Origin of the sequence: Indolivaga macrotermitis, from assembly GCF_900128985.1 — a bacterium.
GTDB classification, from domain to species: domain Bacteria; phylum Bacteroidota; class Bacteroidia; order Bacteroidales; family Dysgonomonadaceae; genus Dysgonomonas_A; species Dysgonomonas_A macrotermitis.
On record NZ_FQUC01000005.1, the window covers coordinates 207,160 to 226,691 of the forward strand.

The 19,532-nt window shown below is 36.3% G+C and carries 19 protein-coding genes and 1 tRNA gene; 13 read left to right on the top strand and 7 right to left on the bottom strand.

The annotated features are described in order from the left end of the window. Window positions 1-65: 65 nt before the first annotated feature. Window positions 66-896 carry a TerC family protein gene (locus tag BUC12_RS09140; protein WP_062180462.1) on the bottom strand — a complete coding sequence of 277 codons (831 nt, stop codon included), beginning with the start codon at window positions 894-896 and terminating at the stop codon, window positions 66-68. 302 nt (window positions 897-1,198) lie between these two features. Between BUC12_RS09140 and BUC12_RS09145 the strand changes: the two genes are divergently transcribed. Both BUC12_RS09145 and BUC12_RS09150 read left to right on the top strand, forming a co-directional pair. After that, the gene (locus BUC12_RS09145; RefSeq protein ID WP_236689396.1) at window positions 1,199-2,611 is read left to right on the top strand and encodes a DUF3943 domain-containing protein; all 1,413 of its coding nucleotides are present in this window, start codon (window positions 1,199-1,201) and stop codon (window positions 2,609-2,611) included. Between the two features lie 42 nt (window positions 2,612-2,653). Then, on the top strand, window positions 2,654-3,505 hold the full coding sequence (locus BUC12_RS09150; protein WP_062180456.1) for an MBL fold metallo-hydrolase: 852 nt from the start codon (window positions 2,654-2,656) through the stop codon (window positions 3,503-3,505). A gap of 86 nt (window positions 3,506-3,591) precedes the next feature. On the opposite strand, the gene BUC12_RS09155 is transcribed toward BUC12_RS09150, so the two are convergent. From BUC12_RS09155 to secDF, 3 genes are all read right to left on the bottom strand, one after another. Next, window positions 3,592-4,179: an FKBP-type peptidyl-prolyl cis-trans isomerase gene (locus BUC12_RS09155; RefSeq protein WP_062180453.1), complete on the bottom strand. Its 588-nt coding sequence runs from the start codon at window positions 4,177-4,179 to the stop codon at window positions 3,592-3,594. 103 nt (window positions 4,180-4,282) lie between these two features. Then, on the bottom strand, window positions 4,283-5,455 hold the full coding sequence (locus BUC12_RS09160; protein WP_062180450.1) for a MalY/PatB family protein: 1,173 nt from the start codon (window positions 5,453-5,455) through the stop codon (window positions 4,283-4,285). Window positions 5,456-5,620: 165 nt separating this feature from the next. Further along, window positions 5,621-8,512 (bottom strand): protein translocase subunit SecDF, encoded by a 2,892-nt coding sequence (secDF, locus tag BUC12_RS09165; protein ID WP_062180447.1) that lies wholly within the window; start codon window positions 8,510-8,512, stop codon window positions 5,621-5,623. Window positions 8,513-8,877: 365 nt separating this feature from the next. Between secDF and BUC12_RS09170 the strand changes: the two genes are divergently transcribed. Then, window positions 8,878-8,951 (top strand) — tRNA-Met (locus BUC12_RS09170). Window positions 8,952-9,016: 65 nt separating this feature from the next. On the opposite strand, the gene BUC12_RS09175 is transcribed toward BUC12_RS09170, so the two are convergent. The 3 genes from BUC12_RS09175 to BUC12_RS09185 all read right to left on the bottom strand — a co-directional run bounded on the left by BUC12_RS09175 (window position 9,017) and on the right by BUC12_RS09185 (window position 10,714). Further along, window positions 9,017-9,472, bottom strand: coding sequence for a hypothetical protein (locus BUC12_RS09175; protein ID WP_062180443.1), 456 nt, complete (start codon window positions 9,470-9,472; stop codon window positions 9,017-9,019). 24 nt (window positions 9,473-9,496) lie between these two features. After that, a complete protein-coding gene (locus BUC12_RS09180) occupies window positions 9,497-10,105 on the bottom strand; it encodes an NAD(P)H-dependent oxidoreductase (RefSeq protein ID WP_062180440.1) in 609 nt (202 codons plus the stop codon). Window positions 10,106-10,183: 78 nt separating this feature from the next. After that, window positions 10,184-10,714, bottom strand: coding sequence for a Crp/Fnr family transcriptional regulator (locus BUC12_RS09185; RefSeq protein WP_062180437.1), 531 nt, complete (start codon window positions 10,712-10,714; stop codon window positions 10,184-10,186). A 181-nt stretch (window positions 10,715-10,895) separates the two neighbouring features. Here BUC12_RS09185 and BUC12_RS09190 point away from each other — a divergent pair, with 181 nt between their 5' ends. The 10 genes from BUC12_RS09190 (at window position 10,896) to BUC12_RS09235 (ending at window position 19,526) form a co-directional block, all read left to right on the top strand. Continuing rightward, window positions 10,896-11,276: a tautomerase family protein gene (locus BUC12_RS09190; RefSeq protein ID WP_062180434.1), complete on the top strand. Its 381-nt coding sequence runs from the start codon at window positions 10,896-10,898 to the stop codon at window positions 11,274-11,276. A gap of 117 nt (window positions 11,277-11,393) precedes the next feature. Beyond that, a complete protein-coding gene (locus BUC12_RS09195; protein ID WP_062180431.1) occupies window positions 11,394-11,957 on the top strand; it encodes a Crp/Fnr family transcriptional regulator in 564 nt (187 codons plus the stop codon). A gap of 80 nt (window positions 11,958-12,037) precedes the next feature. Next, window positions 12,038-12,616: a hypothetical protein gene (locus tag BUC12_RS09200; RefSeq protein ID WP_062180428.1), complete on the top strand. Its 579-nt coding sequence runs from the start codon at window positions 12,038-12,040 to the stop codon at window positions 12,614-12,616. 223 nt (window positions 12,617-12,839) lie between these two features. After that, the gene (locus BUC12_RS09205) at window positions 12,840-13,955 is read left to right on the top strand and encodes an acyltransferase family protein (RefSeq protein ID WP_062180426.1); all 1,116 of its coding nucleotides are present in this window, start codon (window positions 12,840-12,842) and stop codon (window positions 13,953-13,955) included. A gap of 72 nt (window positions 13,956-14,027) precedes the next feature. After that, window positions 14,028-15,050: a sensor histidine kinase gene (locus BUC12_RS09210; RefSeq protein ID WP_062180424.1), complete on the top strand. Its 1,023-nt coding sequence runs from the start codon at window positions 14,028-14,030 to the stop codon at window positions 15,048-15,050. 1 nt (window position 15,051) lies between these two features. Continuing rightward, window positions 15,052-15,756 (top strand): LytR/AlgR family response regulator transcription factor, encoded by a 705-nt coding sequence (locus BUC12_RS09215; protein WP_062180422.1) that lies wholly within the window; start codon window positions 15,052-15,054, stop codon window positions 15,754-15,756. A gap of 19 nt (window positions 15,757-15,775) precedes the next feature. After that, a complete protein-coding gene (locus tag BUC12_RS09220; RefSeq protein ID WP_062180420.1) occupies window positions 15,776-16,465 on the top strand; it encodes a class I SAM-dependent methyltransferase in 690 nt (229 codons plus the stop codon). A 74-nt stretch (window positions 16,466-16,539) separates the two neighbouring features. Continuing rightward, a complete protein-coding gene (locus tag BUC12_RS09225; protein ID WP_062180418.1) occupies window positions 16,540-17,079 on the top strand; it encodes an HXXEE domain-containing protein in 540 nt (179 codons plus the stop codon). Between the two features lie 2 nt (window positions 17,080-17,081). Further along, a complete protein-coding gene (locus tag BUC12_RS09230; protein ID WP_062180415.1) occupies window positions 17,082-17,792 on the top strand; it encodes a class I SAM-dependent methyltransferase in 711 nt (236 codons plus the stop codon). A 402-nt stretch (window positions 17,793-18,194) separates the two neighbouring features. Then, window positions 18,195-19,526, top strand: a complete 1,332-nt coding sequence (locus tag BUC12_RS09235; protein WP_062180412.1) for a KamA family radical SAM protein — start codon at window positions 18,195-18,197, stop codon at window positions 19,524-19,526. Window positions 19,527-19,532 lie beyond the last annotated feature (6 nt).

Here is a 19,532-nt window from a genome sequence, read left to right on the forward strand (position 1 = left end):
ATTCTAAAGCAAAACAGAGAAACTTTACCATATCTTAAAATTTCTCTGTCTTTACCCAATCTATATTATTTCTTATCTTTTTCTATTATTTCCGAGTCTCTTAGCTGTACAGGTTTCGAACGTTTACGCATTTTCATATTGAAAAATTCAACCAATAACGAGAATGCAATAGCAAAGTATATATATCCTTTAGGTATTTCGCCGACAACAGTACCGAAAATACTTATTTGTGATAAATGAGCCGCCTCTAACAGAAGCATTACTCCTATCAGTATAAGGAACGACAATCCTAATATCTGAATAGTGGGATGTGTATTTACAAAACGGCTGACAGGGCCCGAAAACAACAACATGATCATTACCGATATCACTACAGCTGTTACCATTATCGCCATAGCACCTTCGTAACCAAACTCATTGAAACTGACTAAGCCTACAGCAGTCAGTACACTATCGAAAGAAAAAACAATATCAAGAGCTATAATCTGAACTATTACGGATACTAATCCTGTTTTTTTCGCTCCGTTATGGCTATCCTCTGCACCTTCCAGCTTATGATGAATTTCGGTCACACTTTTGTATAGTAAAAATAATCCTCCGCAAAAGATAATCAAACTTTGTCCGGATATAGACCCGTCGAACCACGAAGTATCGAAACTAAAGATTGGTTTGGTTAATTGCATCAGCCACGAAATACAAAACAGAAGCAAAATTCTGAAAAACATTGCACAGATCAGTCCGATAGTCCGGGCTTTACCTTGCTGTTCGGGTGGCAGTTTGGATGACATAATAGACAGAAACACAATATTGTCGACCCCCAATACAATCTCCAGAAAAGCCAACGTCAATAGCGCAATCCACGCCGATGGTAATAAAAACGTTTCTAATATTTCCATTCTAAAAAAACTTAGTATATTCGCACTTTAATAAGATCACAAACCTTTTTGTTTGTCTTGTAAGCAAATCAACAATAATCAGTTATATTTCGGCTATGCATCATTAAGCACCAACTTATATTTAACCAATACAAACGTTTGTTATCAGGTATCAATCTATCCCTAAAACGGGATCAAATGTAAAATAAATTCCTTAATATAGGCTTCGGTCTTAAATATATTTTCACTCAAACGCTATGAAAAAGTTCCTACCGATTCTTTTTCTTATATTACTTTCAACTAACACGCATGCACAATTTATAATGCGACACAAAACGACCCGGTCTCAACCTGTCGATTCTTTAGACTTACAGTATTATGCCAGAGAGAAAAAAGTCTGGACAGCTGCTACTCAGGTGTTCGGTCTCAACATGTCTGTATGGGCTTTCGACAGGTATGTGCAACAAGCTGATTTTGCTAAAATCAGCATGCACAGTATCAGGGAAAACCTAAAGGAAGGATTCTATTGGGACAACGACCGGTTAGGTACCAATATGTTCCTGCATCCCTATCATGGCAACCTCTATTTTAATTCTGCCCGTTCCAGAGGATTCAATTACTGGGAGTCAGGAGCTTTCGCCCTCGGAGGCAGTGCTATGTGGGAATTGTTTATGGAAAACGAATTTCCGTCTACCAACGATATCATCGCAACACCCATCGGAGGTATGGCTATAGGCGAAGTTTTCCACCGGGGATCGGATATGATACTTGACGACCGTAAGCGTGGAGGCGAGCGTATCCGTCGCGAGGTTTTAGCCGGAATTGTAAATCCTATGCGGGCATTAACCCGTGTTATCAATGGTGATGCATGGAGAGTGAGACAAACATCGGGCCGTCAGTTTGGTATACCGGATGTCAGTATCGAAGTTTCTGCCGGAATAAGAATTATTGAAGTTCAGGATGAAATATTCGACAAAGGTGCTGGCCTTGGTACTACTTTCAGCATCGAATACGGAGATCGCTATGATGGCGAAAACATAAAGCCTTTTGATTATTTCACCATCCGCGGGAGCTTAAATGTACAGGCATCACAACCGTTACTCGGTCAGCTAAATATAATCGGGCGCTTATGGGCCGCAGAACTGCTGGATACTAAAAAAGACTATTTCAATATAGGTATTTACCAGCATTTCGACTACTACGATTCGGATACCATTTCAAATGTATCTAATGAAATCCCTTATAAAATGGCTACGCCTGCTGCATTCGGAGTCGGGCTTATTCATAAAAGTAAAAGATTCAAGGATTGGGATTTTAATTCATATCTGCATATCAATGGTATATTATTAGGTGCAAGTCTTAGTGACCATTACAGAGTATCTGAGAGAAACTATAACCTTGCGAGTGGATTTGGGTGGAAAACCGGTGTAAATATCTCTTACAAAGATAAGGTCGGTGTAGCGTGGATATACGAAGGGTATCGGCTGTTCACATGGAAAGGGTATCCCGAAGGTACTGATCTGGCAACTGTAGATTATGATAATCTGGATGCTCAGGGAGACAATTCAAATGCAACATTTAATACGACCAGCCTAAAAATTGATCTGAAACTAAAAGATCAGTGGTATCTGACTGCTGTGGGAACCTATTTCAGACGATCTACCCATTACCGGTATTTTGACGATGTATATTCGAAATCAGGAGAGGGTAAATTAATGCTTACTTATAAATTTTAACAGATATATCTTATCAGTAGTAACCTTAAACTCATAGAAAAGATGAAAAAATATCTAGCAGTCTTATTGTTATTTACACACTCGGTTTTTGCACAAGTAAAAACTGACAGTTTGCATGTCACTTATATTGCAAACGAAGGATTCATCTTGGAGACCAAAAATAAAAAGATTTTAATAGATGCCCTGTTTACCGATGGTTATAATGCATTTGCCTCTCCAACTCAAAACTGCATTGACAATATAATGAATGCCCAAAGCCCGTTTGATAACATAGATGCTTTGCTCTTGACTCATTATCATAAAGATCATGCAGATTCTAAATTAATACGGGGTTATCTCACTAAGCATCCGCAAATGAAACTTATCACTTCTAAACCATCACTTGTATTTATTGATGGTGAAGAGTTTGGATTTATCACGCTTAAAAATCAATTTGAGGAAATGACTCCCCAAGAAAACCAAAGCGTTTTCCGCACTGTAAATGGTATTGATATACAAGCATTGGGTATAAAGCATCTTTCATTTTTTCAGAACGGTATCGACCTCGAAGAATACATGTTCAATATGGGATATCATCTGAATATTGATGGTATCAATGTCTTTCATTCAGGAGATGCTTCAATGGAAACGTTTAAAAAGTACATACAAGATAATGGTAAATGGAAAGCTCCGGTAGATGTGGCCATCATCTATTTTGATATGCTTCAAAACGGAAAAACAGATATAGAGTATCTGAAAGAAACCATCAATCCTAAATACATTATCATTATGCATGTGTGGAATAATGCGCAGGAGGAATGGACAAAAAAAGTAGAAGAATTAAAAGTATATTTCCCCAACATCTGGTTTCCTAAACAGGAGATGGAATCACGCTGGCTTAATACAACAAGATAAAACAGCAAAAATATGATAATAAAAAGGGTAGCTAAAATAATAGCTACCCTTTTGTATTTTATATTTTCTGACACATTTGTTTCAGATCAGTGACATCCACAGCCTCCGGAACCGCATCCGCAAGATTCGGCTTCCTCTTCACCGCTTCCACATCCGCAACCCGAGCCACATCCACAACCACCACCCTGTGGTGCGAATAATGCAGCAATCTCTTCGGCAGTAGCTTCTCTTACTGATAATATCTTACCTGCAAAGTTCAAAGTTTCGCCTGCCAAAGGATGATTGAAGTCCATTTTTACAACTTCATCACCAACTGATACTACAGAACCATTCAGTCTGTTTCCGTTAGCATCCATCATTGGAACAGTATTTCCTTCGAATACTACATTTTCATCCAGTTTTCCGTCTACTTCGAATATATTGCGAGGTAAGTCAACCACATGTTCATCATCATACTCACCATACGCTTGGTCAGGTGTAAGTACAAAGTCAAAAGTAGCACCTTCTGTCAGATCTTCCAGGTTTTTCTCGAATGCTTCCAACATAGAGTTGGTTCCGAAAATAAACTCAAGTGGATTTTCAGCAGTTGCTCTTTCCATTAATTCTTTCTCGCTACCCTCTCCCACATTCAGGTCGTATGATACCGAAACAAATTTATTAGGTGAAATCTTCATTTTGTTTATTTAGTTATGATTTTAAATTTATATTTGCTCTAATCTGTACTTAAAGCATTTTTGAGTATATAACAAGAACCATGCCCTTTTTGTTGTGGTTCTCTTATTTCGATAAAGCTTTTTTCAAATTATCCATAGCCTGTGCCAATACACTTCGTGGAGATCCGACATTCAACCTCATAAAGCCGGTTCCTCCCTGTCCGAACATACTACCATCATTCAACGCCAGCTTTGCATCATTGACAAATAATGACACCAGTTGCTCTTGTGTAAGATTGAGTTCGCGGCAATCGAGCCATACAAGGTACGATGCCTGAGGAATTATCGCTTTAACCTGAGGGATATTTGTTTTCAGATAATTATCTACAAACTGAATATTCTGCCAAATATATTCAACAGCTTCTTTCAACCAGTTATCACATTTCTCATAAGCTGTTTGTGTAGCTACATAAGCAAAAATATGCCCTTCGTCGAGTTCACTGCTCTTCAGGTAATTATAGAATCTGTTTCTTATCTTATCATTCGGAATGATTGAGTAAGAACTTACAATACCTGCAATATTAAACGTTTTGCTGGGTGCCATAAAGGTTATACTGTTTTGAGCAGCCTTTTCCGATACCGAAGCAAATGGTATATGCTTATTCTCCTGATGTACTAAATCGGAATGTATCTCGTCTGAAATAACTAATATATTGCGTTCGTAGCAAATCTCGGCTAAGTCTATCAGTTCTTGTTTTGTCCATACACGTCCACCCGGGTTATGGGGATTACATAGGATTAGGATTTTACACGAATCATCTATTACAGACTTTAAATTTTCTAAATCCATTTCATATTTACCGGCTGACAAAACCAGTGGATTATCAACTACTGTACGACGATGTAAAGTCGGGATAATTCTGAACGGATGATATACGGGAGGTTGAATAACTACTTTATCTTGCTTTTCGGTAAAACAGTCAATGACAAAAGCAATACCTTTCACTATTCCCGGAATAAAACTCAGCCATTCTTGTTTAATATCCCATCCATGAGATCTTTTCACCCAGTTTATTATTGAATCCGTATATTCTTTCGGTGTACATGTATAGCCATATAAACAATGCTTGGCCCGGTCAATAATAGCTTCTGAAATAGCCGGAGGTGATAAAAAATCCATATCAGCCACCCATAATGAGATAAGATCATCCCTGCCATATCTCTCTTTCAGCACATCTGTTTTCAACGCATTGGTACCCTTACGGTCTACTACTTCATCAAAATTAAATTCGGACATATAATCTAAAACTAAAATAGGATATAAATTAAATGACAAATATACTAAAATAAAACCCGAACTCTCTTATAAATAAAAGGGAAGTACTCTATAAATATTCAGTAAGGCACGAAAAACAAAAGGCTACCGGAACTCGGCAGCCTTCTATTTATAATTAGGATTGGATTATTTATTTGCTTTCTTAGCTTTCTTATCCAATATTTCGTAAGCGATAGGTGTCGCAATAAATACTGAAGAATATACAGCTAATATGATACCAAGCAACATTGCAAATGCAAAGCTTCTGATAGAATCACCACCCAATGCAAAGATACAGAGCAATACCAATACTGTACTTAATGTTGTACTGATAGTACGGGTCAGAGTAGTGTTCAACGAATCGTTGATATTAACACCTATATCTCGCAACGGATACATGTTACGTCTTTCACGGACACGGTCGAAGATTACCACCTTATCGTGAATAGAGAATCCTACCACTGTCAATATCGCAGCTATAAAGTGCTGATCGATCTCCAACGAGAATGGCATAAACAGATGGAAGAACGAATATGCAAAGACAATGATAGCAGCATCATGCGCCACAGCGATAATAGTTCCGATAGAGAACGCTACATCGCGGAATCGAAGCAGGATGTAAAGCCCCATACAGACAATCGCTATAACAACTGCAATTACAGCCGCCGTTTTCATATCATCGGCAACACTAGGACCTACTTTCTGTGAACTTTGAATATAATCGTCGATAGTTTTTCCGGGAGCAATATAACTGCTCAAGGCATTAGCCATCTTTTCTTTGATCTCTGTTTCTACACTTGTATTAGCATCCTCGATTTTATAGTTGGTAGAAATTCTCACCTGATTGCTAGAACCGATAGTGATTGTACTCACCATAGCACCGTCAAACTGAGGTTTCAATGCATCTGTAATATCATCGGTACTTACAGGCTTGTCGAAGCGTACGATATAGTTACGTCCACCCGAAAAGTCAATACCTTTGTTCAGACCCAATGTAAAGATCGAAATCACACCTAATACAATCACAGCCAACGATATCATATATGCCTTGCGGTGCATATTCAGGAAGTTGATCTTTGTATCCATCAAGAAATCACGAACAGGTTTCGTAGAGAATGTCAGGTTCAGCAACTTACCTTTCGAGAAAGCATATGTATAGACCATACGGGTCATAAATATCGCAGTAAAGAACGATGCCGAGATACCGATAATTTCAGTTATCGCGAAACCTCTGATAGCTCCGGTTCCGAAGTTATAAAGGATAAGACCTGTGATAATAGATGTTAAGTTAGAGTCAAAAATAGCCGTAAACGCATGTTTATAACCATCCTGAACTGCTGTTTTCACATTTTTACCGGAACGTAGCTCTTCTTTCGTTCTTTCATAGATAAGAACGTTTGCATCGACAGCCATCGCCAGTGCCAACACAAGACCCGCAATACCGGGCAACGTCAATACCGCATGGAATGACGCCAGAACTCCTAACGTGAAGAACAGGTTGAGAAGCAATGCTGCATTAGCAATAAGCCCCGGAATAAGTCCGTATACCAAGCACATATATGTCATTAGCACAATAAGCGCTACAACAAACGAAATAATACCAGCCTGAATAGACTCGTCTCCTAACGAAGGACCTACAATATCTTCCTGTACGATACGAACTCCGGCACGCATTTTACCAGATTTAAGAACGTTTTCCAAGTCCTTAGCTTCATCCACAGTAAAATTACCTGTAATAGAAGAGTTCCCTCCTTCGATGCGGTCATTTACATTCGGTGCAGAATATACATAACCGTCAAGAACGATAGCAATCGATTTTCCACGTTCAGCACCTGTAATAGCAGCCCAACGTTTTGCACCGTTACTATTCATTTGCATGCTTACACCCCATCCCTGGCCTTGAACCTGATCAGCCTTAGCTGCAACTACAGCGTCGCCATCCAATGCAGGACCTCTTTTAGTTCCATCACCTTTCAGAGAGAATAATTGGTATAATGTTTCTTTATCATCAATAGCTTTAAATCCCCATGAGAACTTAAGATCCGAAGGATATAAATCTCTCGCAGCATATAGTATTGCATTGATCGCAGCAGTGTCTTTCTTATCGGCAATAGCAACAACAGCACCTGCGCCCCATTTTCCATCAAAATAGTCGAAAAGAGGTTTATTGAATGCTTTATTAGCAATTGCACTTTCTACTGCTTTTACTTCCTGAACTGATGCTGTAGAATCAACTGCAGCAGAATCAGCTACATTTTTTTCGCCCGATCTTTGAGCTGTCAAGATTTCGGTGCTTCTTGAGTTGATTGCACTCAGATACCCTTGAATTTCTTGCAGGTTATAAGTTTTCCAGAATTCAAGATTCGCATTTCCTTGCAAAAGTTTCTTTACACGTTCAGGTTCTTTGATTCCCGGTAATTCGATAAGGATACGTTCAGCACGATCCAGTTTCTGAATATTGGGAGCTACCACCCCAAAACGGTCGATACGTGTACGCAAAACGTTGAATGAGTTATCAGCCACACTTTGAAGTTCTGCTACCAATACTTTTTTCACAGTAGCATTATCATCTGTCGGATTGATTTGCTCTTTCAATTTAGCGCCGAATACAGTAGCTAGTTTTCCAGACTTGTTTATTCCTTCATATTTCTCAACGAATAAAGTGATGAAGTCTTTGTTACTACCCTTACGGTTTTCATCAACCGCCTGTTGAAGGGCTTGGTTAAACTGAGCGTCTTCTTCGTTAGCCAATGATCTCAGCACAGCGGCTGCATCGACTTCAAGAATAACGTTCATACCGCCTTTCAGGTCAAGTCCGAGTCCGATTTCTTTTTCACGGGCTTGTTTCAGGGTGTATCCCAACCATACTTTTTCTGTAGAAATAGAGTCCAGATAATGGCTCTCCGCGTTAAGATCTCCGTTCGCAAATTCAGCAGCTTGTTTTTCATAATATCTCGTCACAAACGAAAATGAGAGATAAAAACAGCAGACCAAAGTCAACAAAACGGCAAATGTGATTACAAATCCTTTGTTTTGCATTTTTACACTTACTTTTGTTACTATTTTTGTATTTAATATTTAATTATCAATAAGATATAGATTAAGGCTCAATATATTCTTCATGCGTTAGTCAATCCGATTTCTCAAGTCAAGCCTAGCTAAATAGCTACATATAACTTACTTTAAGCCTGCAAATATAATCTTTTTTATCATTTTTTTACTGAAAACAGATCATTATTTGACAATGTAAGTCTGCGATAAAGTTGAATTATACATTTCAGATAATTTAAACTCTCACTATCAACGGATTTCGAATGAAAGAATAAAAAGAGTTTAATCTTTTTGAAAATAGGCTTGCATGAATAAAATATTTCGCATACTTTTGCAACCGCTAAATGAATGATGGCGGGATAGCTCAGCTGGTTAGAGCGCATGATTCATAATCATGAGGTCCGGGGTTCAAGTCCCCGTCCCGCTACCTGAAAAAAGAGGCTTATGAAAAATCATAAGCCTCTTTTTTTGATTAGCATACTATAATACATACTATTTTTTCTTTAATCCTTTCAGTAATAGAGGAAATCTAGCTATTAAATGAATAACTAACAATACGGTCATAACTAACCCAAACCTGTAATGCCATAACCCTAAAGCCGAATTTCCTCCTTCGACAAAAAATATCAAGACAATCCCTGTTAGTATCAGTATCACAAATAAAAAAGTCAAAATCAATGTGATTTTACTTTTTTTACCCAAACCATTTTTTATGATACTCTTATACCATCCCAAATGTGCTTTTACATGAAGCCAGCCTACAATAAGAGAGATTATACTGACAATAATATGTAAATGACACCAATACGACCAAATATCATGATCATTTGTACCACCTGCAAAATGAAGTTCAAAGCCTGTGTATATTACCAATACAAACACAGGTATTAATATTAAATCAATTATAAAAATCGATTTGCCTTTTGTTAATGAGATTTTCTTCTGCATATCTAAATAAAGTATGTGTCTGGGTTATAGGTTTACAAATCGTTTTTCTATCTTTTTCAACCAATCCTTGCGTTTTTTCTCTGACGAACCTTTAACCATATTCAGGCTTATCCATTTGCACTTAAAGAACCCAAGCTTCCAGAAAGTACCCCTTAATAAAGACTTTTTTATAGCATTACCGAATATAGTTCGATAAAGGAACGAAGGTGTGTTCATAGTCGTAATTACCGTTACATTCTTTAGTTTATTCAGACAGAATTTCATCTTTCCATTTTCATCATATTGGTAAGCAATACCTGGAAATATAAGTTTGTCTATAAAACCCTTCGTTAAAGCCGGCATCAGTTCCCACCAGATAGGAAAAATAAAAACGAGCCTGTCAGTGTCTTCCAATCGTTTCTTATAATCTAAAACCTGAGGAGAAAGCATTAACATGGCATCTTTCACATCACTGCGTGCTTTAACAAATGCAGCTAAATCAGTCTTGCTCATTACAGGGTCAAACTTATCCTTATCCAAATGGATTACATCTGTTTCGTGTCCTCCTTTTTTCAAACCTGCCAATACCGATTCAAGTATAGCATTACAGAAACTACCTTCATAGGGATGGTTAAATACGATTAATGTTTTCATTCCGAGATATTGAATTAATAAAATTCAAAATTCAGGATAAAGACACCTTGAAAACGATAACAAAAGATAAGAAATGTACTAACGTCGATTTCTGATACGGCTTAAAGATACCGGAGTTATGCCAAGATAAGATGCAATATAATGTTGAGGGATTCTTTTAATTATATCAGGATATTCCTTCAATAATTCTTCATATCGTTCTTGTGGAGAGTTTTTGATACGTGATAAAAACAATTTCTGATATACTATAAATCGTTGGATTATTCTATTTTCATAATGGGAACGCATTTCCTCATTTTCCAGAAGCTTTCGAAAATCTTCCTGCTCAATTATTCGCACCTTGGTCTTTTCAATCGTTTCCAATGTAAAATGACTTGGTTCTCCGCTGTAGAAACTTTCAAAAGAAGCCACTGTATCTCCTTCAAAAAAGAATTGAAAAGAGATATCCTTACCATCATGAAGAAAATGGCTTCTCAAACAACCACTCTCAATGCAATATATTCTTTTGGATATTTCCCCTTCCCTTAGCAAGATTGTTTTCGCAGGAAATATTTCTTCCTCATTGGTACTATTTGAAGTAAGCAAATATGTGAAATTCTTTTTACTCATCAGTTAGTAAATATACCTAAAATCTATTACAACTAAATTACAAATTTAGGGAAAAAGCATATATATCACTAAAACCAAACGAAAGACACACAGTAAAATGACCATTGCCCTTTTGTTCTTATATATCTTTTCTTTAGTTTTGGGAAAACTAAAAATATCTTTTAAATAATAACTGATTACTATGCCCCTAATTAAAATAGAGCTAAAGAAAGGACTCGATAAACAGACACTACTTTCTCTGAAAGATACAGTAATGGAGGCCATTATCTGCATATTACAATTACCTGATGATGACAAAAATATACGTTTGATTGAACACGAACCCGATTTTTTTCAATTAGGATCTCCCTATGAAATTTTGGTTGAGATAACTTTATTTTCAGGACGGACAAAAGAGACAAAGAAAGAACTATATAAAACGATTGCCGAAAATCTTACATCTATTGGTATAGAAAAGGAAAAAGTATTTATTGTATTAAATGAACAACCAGCTATAAATTGGGGGCTTAGAGGAGGAATACCTGCCGACGAAATCAATTTAAACTTCAAAGTAGACATATAATACCCTGTTTATAAATACAAATCGACCAGCCAGAATGTATATTTCCCCTAGAAAAAATAACGCTGCAAACCCTAAAGATCAGAACCGAACCCATTCTCAGATTGAACAAAATTTAAGATGAATACTTTTGTCGAACATATAATAAATAATATCCCATCATTTTCAGCAGAAGAAATATTAAGTGTAATGGATACAGGCACTCCTTTACTCTTGAAAAAGAATGAAGTCTTTCTGGATTATGGTAAATACGCTCATCATCTGGCCATTGTGCAAACAGGCTTACTAGAAATGGTTATATCTATGGACGGGATGGAGAAGATCGTTGAATTTTTACCTCCTTATTCATTAGCTGCAGAGTTTGCATCTTTCTCTTTGAATAAACCCGCCGAGTGTCAAATCAGGGCAACACAGGATAGCGACATTTTGGTTTTTAAGAAAGTTGACCTGAACAACTTATTTGAAACAAACCCAAAGTTAAATGTATTAGAAAAATATTTTATGGAAATATTCTATTCGAGTGCCATGGATAGAATACGCTGGATGTATTTACCTCCGAAAGAACGCTATGAAACCTTCAGACAAAAATATTCGAATATAATACAACTGGTTCCTCAGTACAAAATAGCATCGTATCTAAATGTAAGTCCCGAATGGCTCTCAAAGACAAGATTAAGCAAATAATACAATTTCTTGAATTAATTCAAGAAACCGATAGACAAGGTGATTGTAATTTTGTGTCAGAATTATAATTGATTATTACAATGAAAAGAATCGGGAAAATTTCGCTTTTATTATCAATTGCTGTAACCGCATCCATACAACTGTATAGCCAAGAAATAAAAAAAATAGAATCGAGTAAAAAACTCACCATAGGTATTGAATCTGAGGTAATGTGCTATATAAATAAAGGATATCATGGATCATTTTGGGTTGGAATGAACGGGATTAGGTCACGTTTTGTTTTTGCAAAATCTACATTCCCATCATCATTTGCTCCTGATGGATTTAAAAATTTAACCTCTACTTTTTATGAAATGGAAGTTGATTTCTTTATTGGAAAGCAAAAAAGAGAATACAAAGGTCTTTGGATAGCAGCCGGATTAGGGTTGACCAATCAAAGTATAGAGTCCAAGTCTACAGGACTGAAAGGCGATACTAATTTGTTTGATATCCATTCTGGAGCTGGATATGCAATAAGTCTCTACAAAGCATTATATATTAATCCATGGATAGGGATCGACATACATACTAACACTAAAAATATTTCTGTTGGCAATGAAACATGGAAGCCCAATATAATCGACATTGTAGGTGGCGCTAAAATTGGGTATAGATTTTAGATGAATCCGTGAAATTATGCTTTCACCATAAGAATTTATTTTGTTTTAAAGGTTTACAAGAAATCGTAAGCCTTTTTGATTTCACAACCAAAACTATATCCGACTCATGGAAGGATATTTATCCATTCTGCTATTCGTCAAGTAAATCAAGCCATTCGTCATATTAATTGGAATATCAGAATATCCGAAATTAGTTTTGGGCATATTTTAAATATATGTAAATATGCGCAGATATGATTTAGACAACCTCAGGGTTATCGCTTTCGGATTACTTATTTTTTATCATGTCGGAATGGTCTTTGTTCCATGGCAGAACCACATCAAAGACACACAAACCCATGAAGGACTCGTTCTTCCTATGCTATTTCTTAACCAATGGCGGCTTTCTATCCTTTTCGTTATTTCGGGGATGGGAACATATTATGCCCTATCGAAAAGAAGCGGAGGACAATTTGCTAAAGAACGGCTGATAAGATTGTTTATTCCATTACTTGTAGGAATGGCACTTATTGTACCGCCACAAGTATATTTCGAGTGGCTCGACCAAGGACGATTCTCCGGTAATTATTTCGAGTTCTATTCAGATAAATCATTTTGGAAGCCATATCCAGACGGAGGAGCTATTTCGTGGCATCATTTATGGTTTATACTCTACCTACTCATATTCTCGTTGATATTAATTCCGGCTTTTCGGTATTTACATAAAAATTCCGAGGCATGGCTAATAAGAAAAATGCAATCTTTGAGCAAGAGTAGATTGGGGCTTTATCTGTTAATCATTCCACTTTTCTTCTGGGAAACTTATCTGGCTCCTATTTTTCCTTCCACTCATGCTCTGATCGGTGATTGGTATAATCTTATAAATTATTGTACATTGTTTTTCTTTGGTTTTCTGTTGATTTCGCTTAAAAACATATTTTGGCAAACTGTAATAAAGAATAAACATCTGTACTTGCTTTGTGGTATTGTAGCATTTCCGTTACTTATGTTTTTATGGTTTGGTACAGATGATTTTTCAGGGAAATTGTATATATCTTCATTCGTCAAAGTAGTTAATCTGTGGTCATGGATACTTACCATCTTTGGTTATGGGGCGACTTATCTCAATAAACCAAGTAAATTCCTTTCGTACGCCAACGAATCTGTATACCCATTGTATATTTTACACCAAACTGTGATTGTCGTTTTATGCTATTACCTTAAACAGACCAATCTAGACTTTTTTCCAAAATTCACATTAATGGTAATCGGCACATTCGGGTTCAGCCTGATTATATACGAATTCGGGATAAGGCGATACAAATGGATAAGGCCATTATTCGGATTGAAAGATCAATAAACCGAACTTTATTATTTATGATTCAGAACTTTAATTTATCTTAGAGTAGAATATTTAGCAAAATAAATATAAATGAAAAATTCACTTCGCTGGTTGTATCCGTTTTTTGGAGGGATTATTCTGTTCAATATGTTACGGGTTGTTACAGATTTTACCAAGCATGATGTCTTTTGGGCAGGAGACCTGAGGTTACATCTGATCAGTATATGCTTTACTATATTCCTTTGTTATTTTTACGATATTGTATGGCGCCGGCAATTAAGCAAAATCATATCCATTAACAATAAATCCGTTATCAAAGAATATCTGATCGTAACATTACAGTTATCTACAATAAATATAGTGCTTGTATTAGGACAATATGCCGGAATATTCTATATGGGAAGCGGATGGATCGATTATATGCTTATAAATGTATGCTTTATACCATTTCTATTAATTTATTATACTCTGATAAGAAATGAAATGGTGAATAAGAATTATCAGGATAAAATGTTGACGCTTGAGAAACTAAAAGCTGATAAATCTGAGGCTGAACTAAAATTCCTGAAATCACAATATCACCCTCATTTTTTATTCAATGCCCTGAATACAATCTACTTTCAGATAGATGAAGAAAATCAGGAAGCTAAACACAGTATAGAAAAATTGTCGGATCTGTTGCGATACCAACTTTACGATATTGAGAAGGAAGTAACTCTTGAGCAGGAAATCAATTATCTGCAATCGTACATTGCCTTTCAACAACTCAGGATGAGCGACAGACTTGTTCTTAATACATATTTCGATCCACAATTAAGAGAACAGAAAGTACACCCATTGCTATTTCAGCCATTGATAGAAAATGCTTTTAAATATGTAAGGGGCGAGGAATACAGGATAAAGCTTGAAATGAAACTGGAAGACAATCTGATCCGGTTTTATGTAGAGAACACTGTATCTCAGAATCAAAACATAGAAAACATAGAGCATAAAGGAATAGGTATTAATAATTTGAAGAGGCGGCTGTATCTGTTATACCCTAACAGATACAGCTTAGATATTGAGCAAGTTGAAAATTTATTCGTGAGCAAATTAACAATAAAAACAGTATGATATGGAAATAAAATGTATTATTACTGATGACGAACCTTTAGCCCGGAAAGGATTAAGAAGTTATATCGAAAAAATAAGCTTCTTATCTCTTATAGGCGAGTATGAAGATGCGATTCAACTAAATACAGCATTAAAAACATTGCAGCCTGATCTTGTTTTTCTTGATATTGAAATGCCCGAAATGACAGGGATCGAATTATTAACTAATATAGTAAATCCGCCCAAAGTCATTATTGTATCAGCATACGAACAATATGCTCTTAAAGGGTATGAATTTGATGTAGTGGATTACCTTTTGAAACCCGTATCATTCGACCGTTTTCTTAAATCGGTAAACAGAGTACATGACGCACTGGAAAAAAAGCAAAAAGAGATTACTGATTATATTTTTGTAAAAAGCGACAAGCAATTAAAAAAACTTCTGTTTAAAGATATTCTGTTTCTCGAAAGTATGGAAAACTATGTGATAATTCAAACCACCACTTCGAGAGAAATAGTGTATTCTACACTGAAACTCATAATAGAAAGTTTACCTCCGAATATTTTTCATCAAACACATCGCTCGTATATAGTAAATATTGACCGCGTAATTGCAATCGAGGGAAATCTGTTAAATATAAACTCTCATAAAATACCTGTAGCCCGAAATTTCAGAGATAAAGTTTACAACCTGATACTTAATAACCGGTTAATAAATCGTCCATAAACCTTAAGTCTCGAAACAGATGGAAAAACGACTGAAACTTTTAGCCGAATCTTATGATATTACAATTGACCTTGGAAGAAAAGGAATCAATTTATATGAAAGATTACCTGAATATATTACGAATGACCCGGATTATCATATATATTTAAAATGGGCTACAAAAGGCAGCGAATGCAGTAAAATCGTAGAGCACTTATCACCCGAAAAGAACATGAATTTTATTGACATGGGTTGTTGCCTGAACCTCATGTTCCGGGGCTATGACAAATGGCCATCAACATATCATGGGATTGATATAAGTAGTAAAACCATATCATTACTTAATGAGTTCACCACAAAGAATAAAGTGGCTATCGGATCACTACATTGTACAAGTATTCATAAAACCCCTTTTAAGAATAATTACTTCGATATCGGCGCATGTATCGGAGTGTTGGAATATTTCGAACAGGATTTTGTTTCAATGGCCATTGCCGAAGCTCATCGAATAATAAAACCATATGGAAAACTTGTTCTTGACATCCCCAATATAGAAAATCCGTTCTGCCGGATTATGATGTTAATTGAAGAACATTTAGGCAGACCGGATAAATTTAACATTTCACCGCTTGAGTTTGAAGAAGTATTGTATAATCATTTCGAAATAGAAGAGATAGAAAAAATTGAGTCAGACCCCATGATCCGATACTTCTTGAGGTGCAAGAAATAATTTACTTTCCACCCTTTATAATAAGTAATGGTTTACCTTTATAACTTCTTTCTAAACCAGAATAATAAAAAGCGATGGATGATTTTAATCTCATAGTACTTTTATTACCTATAATCTTTATGATACATGACTTCGAAGAAATATTATTCTTCAAATGGTGGATAAGAAAGTACGAAGGGTATTTAATAAAACATTATCCACGGTTATCATCAAAAATGTTGCCTCATGTAAAAGGTCTATCCACACCGGCTTTCTCGCTGGCAGTATGTGAAGAATTTGTATTAATCAGTATAGCTGCTTTTACGGCAGTTTATATGGAGTATTATTATATATGGTTAATGCTGTTTATGGCATTCTCCATTCATTTAGTCGTCCACATCATTCAGTGGATTATAATCAGAAAATATATTCCGTGCATCATTACATCCATACTCTTTTTACCTTATTCTATATTCAGCCTGAAAATGATGAGCCAACTATCACTTTTTACCTATACAGAGTTTATTCTTTGTGCATTTATCGGCATTGTCTTTATGATTGTCAATCTGATTGCGATACACAAGGTAGCCGGAATATTCGATAAGTGGATACAAACTAAAAATACTTCTTTATAATTATGAACAACAAGCTAAGCACAAAGGAGATACAGGAAAGATTCGACAAAGATGTCGAACGCTTTTCGAATCTCGAAACAGGACAAGTTTCGACTATAGATGCCACTATTTCACTCGAATTAATAACGGAGTCAGCAAAAAGGATTTGCCCCAAAGCCACAGATTTACTCGATATAGGATGTGGAGCCGGGAACTATACTCTAAAAATGTTATCGAAAGTTCACGGGCTGAATTGTACATTAATTGATCTTAGTTTACCCATGCTGAACCGGGCTGAAGAAAGAGTTACCTCCATAACCAATGGTAATGTAACTTGTTTACAAGGTGATATACGGGAGATTGACCTCGAAAATGGACGTTACGATATTATTCTGGCGGGAGCTGTACTGCACCATCTCAGGGATGACAATGATTGGGAAACCGTTTTCAGTAAATTATACAGGATACTTAAAAAAGGCGGTTGCCTGATGATTTCTGATCTGATAACTCAAAACTCACCGCTTATCGACCAATACTTTACCGAAAAATATACCGAATACCTTACAAATGTCGGAGGTGCTGAGTATGCCCAAAACGTACTGGCTTACATAGAGAAAGAAGATACTCCCCGTCCGTTAAATTTCCAATTGGATCTGATGAAGAAAGTAGGATTCTCTGAAATAGAGATATTGCACAAAAACATCTGCTTTGCTGCATATGGTGGAATTAAATAAGTTACCCAACTTATACTCTCTTACAATAACGCAAAGGCTACGGAAGATTTTCGCAGCCTTTGCGTTATTAATACCAATCGTAGCCTGTACAGACTGGATTTTCGATATTTTTTTGTATATTTACACTTCGGACTTTTTTGAAAACACAGTAACATACTTATCCTATACCTGTTACGTTTACTTCGGTTGATTAGAAAAATAAACCAGTCCAGATTTAATTTTCAGGTGAAAACCCTGTCATTGTACAGGTCTCGTCATTAGCTTAAACCTATTATATATAGGCGAATAAGCTCTATCTATTCGCACAATAGACAAAAATCTTGATTATTAAATGAAAACAAAATATTTAACATTTCTGTTTTCTCCAAAATTTACGAATTCTAACTAAAAAACTAAATATAAATGACTAAATCCAACAATCAGCTAAAAACGTATACATTACACAATTATCGATCTATCCCGCAGATGGCTAATATTCCTCAAGAATTTATCAAAGATATTGAAGTCGTTGGGCGGGTATTACCTTTCAAAACCAATAATTATGTAATAGACGAGCTGATCGACTGGGACAATATCGAAACCGATCCTATTTTCACTCTGAACTTTCCTAGAAAAGGAATGCTCGATAAAAAACATTATATGGCTGTAGAAACATTGTTAGATAATAATGCAGACAAATCTGTACTCGACAGCAAAATACTGGATATACGTCTGTCCTTAAATCCGAATCCGGCCGGACAGGAACACAATGTCCCATATCTGGGAGAAATAAAGCTAAAAGGAATTCAGCATAAATATCCAGAAACGGTTTTGTTCTTTCCAAGCCAGGGACAAACATGCCATGCTTATTGTACATTTTGTTTCAGGTGGCCTCAATTTTCGGGTATGAGCGGACTAAAATTTGCTATGAAAGAAGCTGATCTTTTAATAAAATATTTACGGGTACATAAGGAAGTAACAGATGTTTTATTCACTGGGGGTGACCCTATGGTAATGAGTGCCGCTATACTGAGAAGCTATATTGCACCATTGTTAAGCCCCGAATTCGACCATATCCGTTCTATTCGTATTGGGACTAAATCTTTGGCTTATTGGCCTTACAGATATCTGACCGATAATGACAGTGATGATATTATTCATTTATTTGAAGAAATAAATAATTCGGGCAAAAACTTATCGGTTCAGGCTCACTTCAACCACCCGAAAGAGTTATCGACCAAAGCTGTCAAACAAGCTATCGCCCGAATCCGGAGTACAGGCACTCAAATACGTACCCAATCTCCCCTACTCAAGCATATCAACGATAAACCTGAAATATGGGCCGAAATGTGGCGCAAACAGGTCGATCTGGGTTGTATTCCCTATTATATGTTTATTGCAAGGGATACAGGATCGAAACATTACTTTGAAATACCTTTAGAAAAATGCTGGAATATATTCCGTAAAGCATACAGGCAAGTCAGCGGATTGTGCCGTACTGTGAGAGGCCCTAGTATGAGTGATCATGCAGGAAAGATACAAGTATTAGGAGTACAGGAGGTTAAAGGAGAAAAAATATTTGTATTACGGTTTATCCAAGGGCGGAATCCACGATGGGTAGATATTCCCTTTTTTGCAAAATATAACCCGAAGGCAACCTGGTTCAATCAACTGGAACCTGCATTCGGGGAAGAAAAATTCTTCTTTGAAGAAGACCGGTACAAAATAACTACTAAGCCTTTCTTATTCGAATAAATTTCA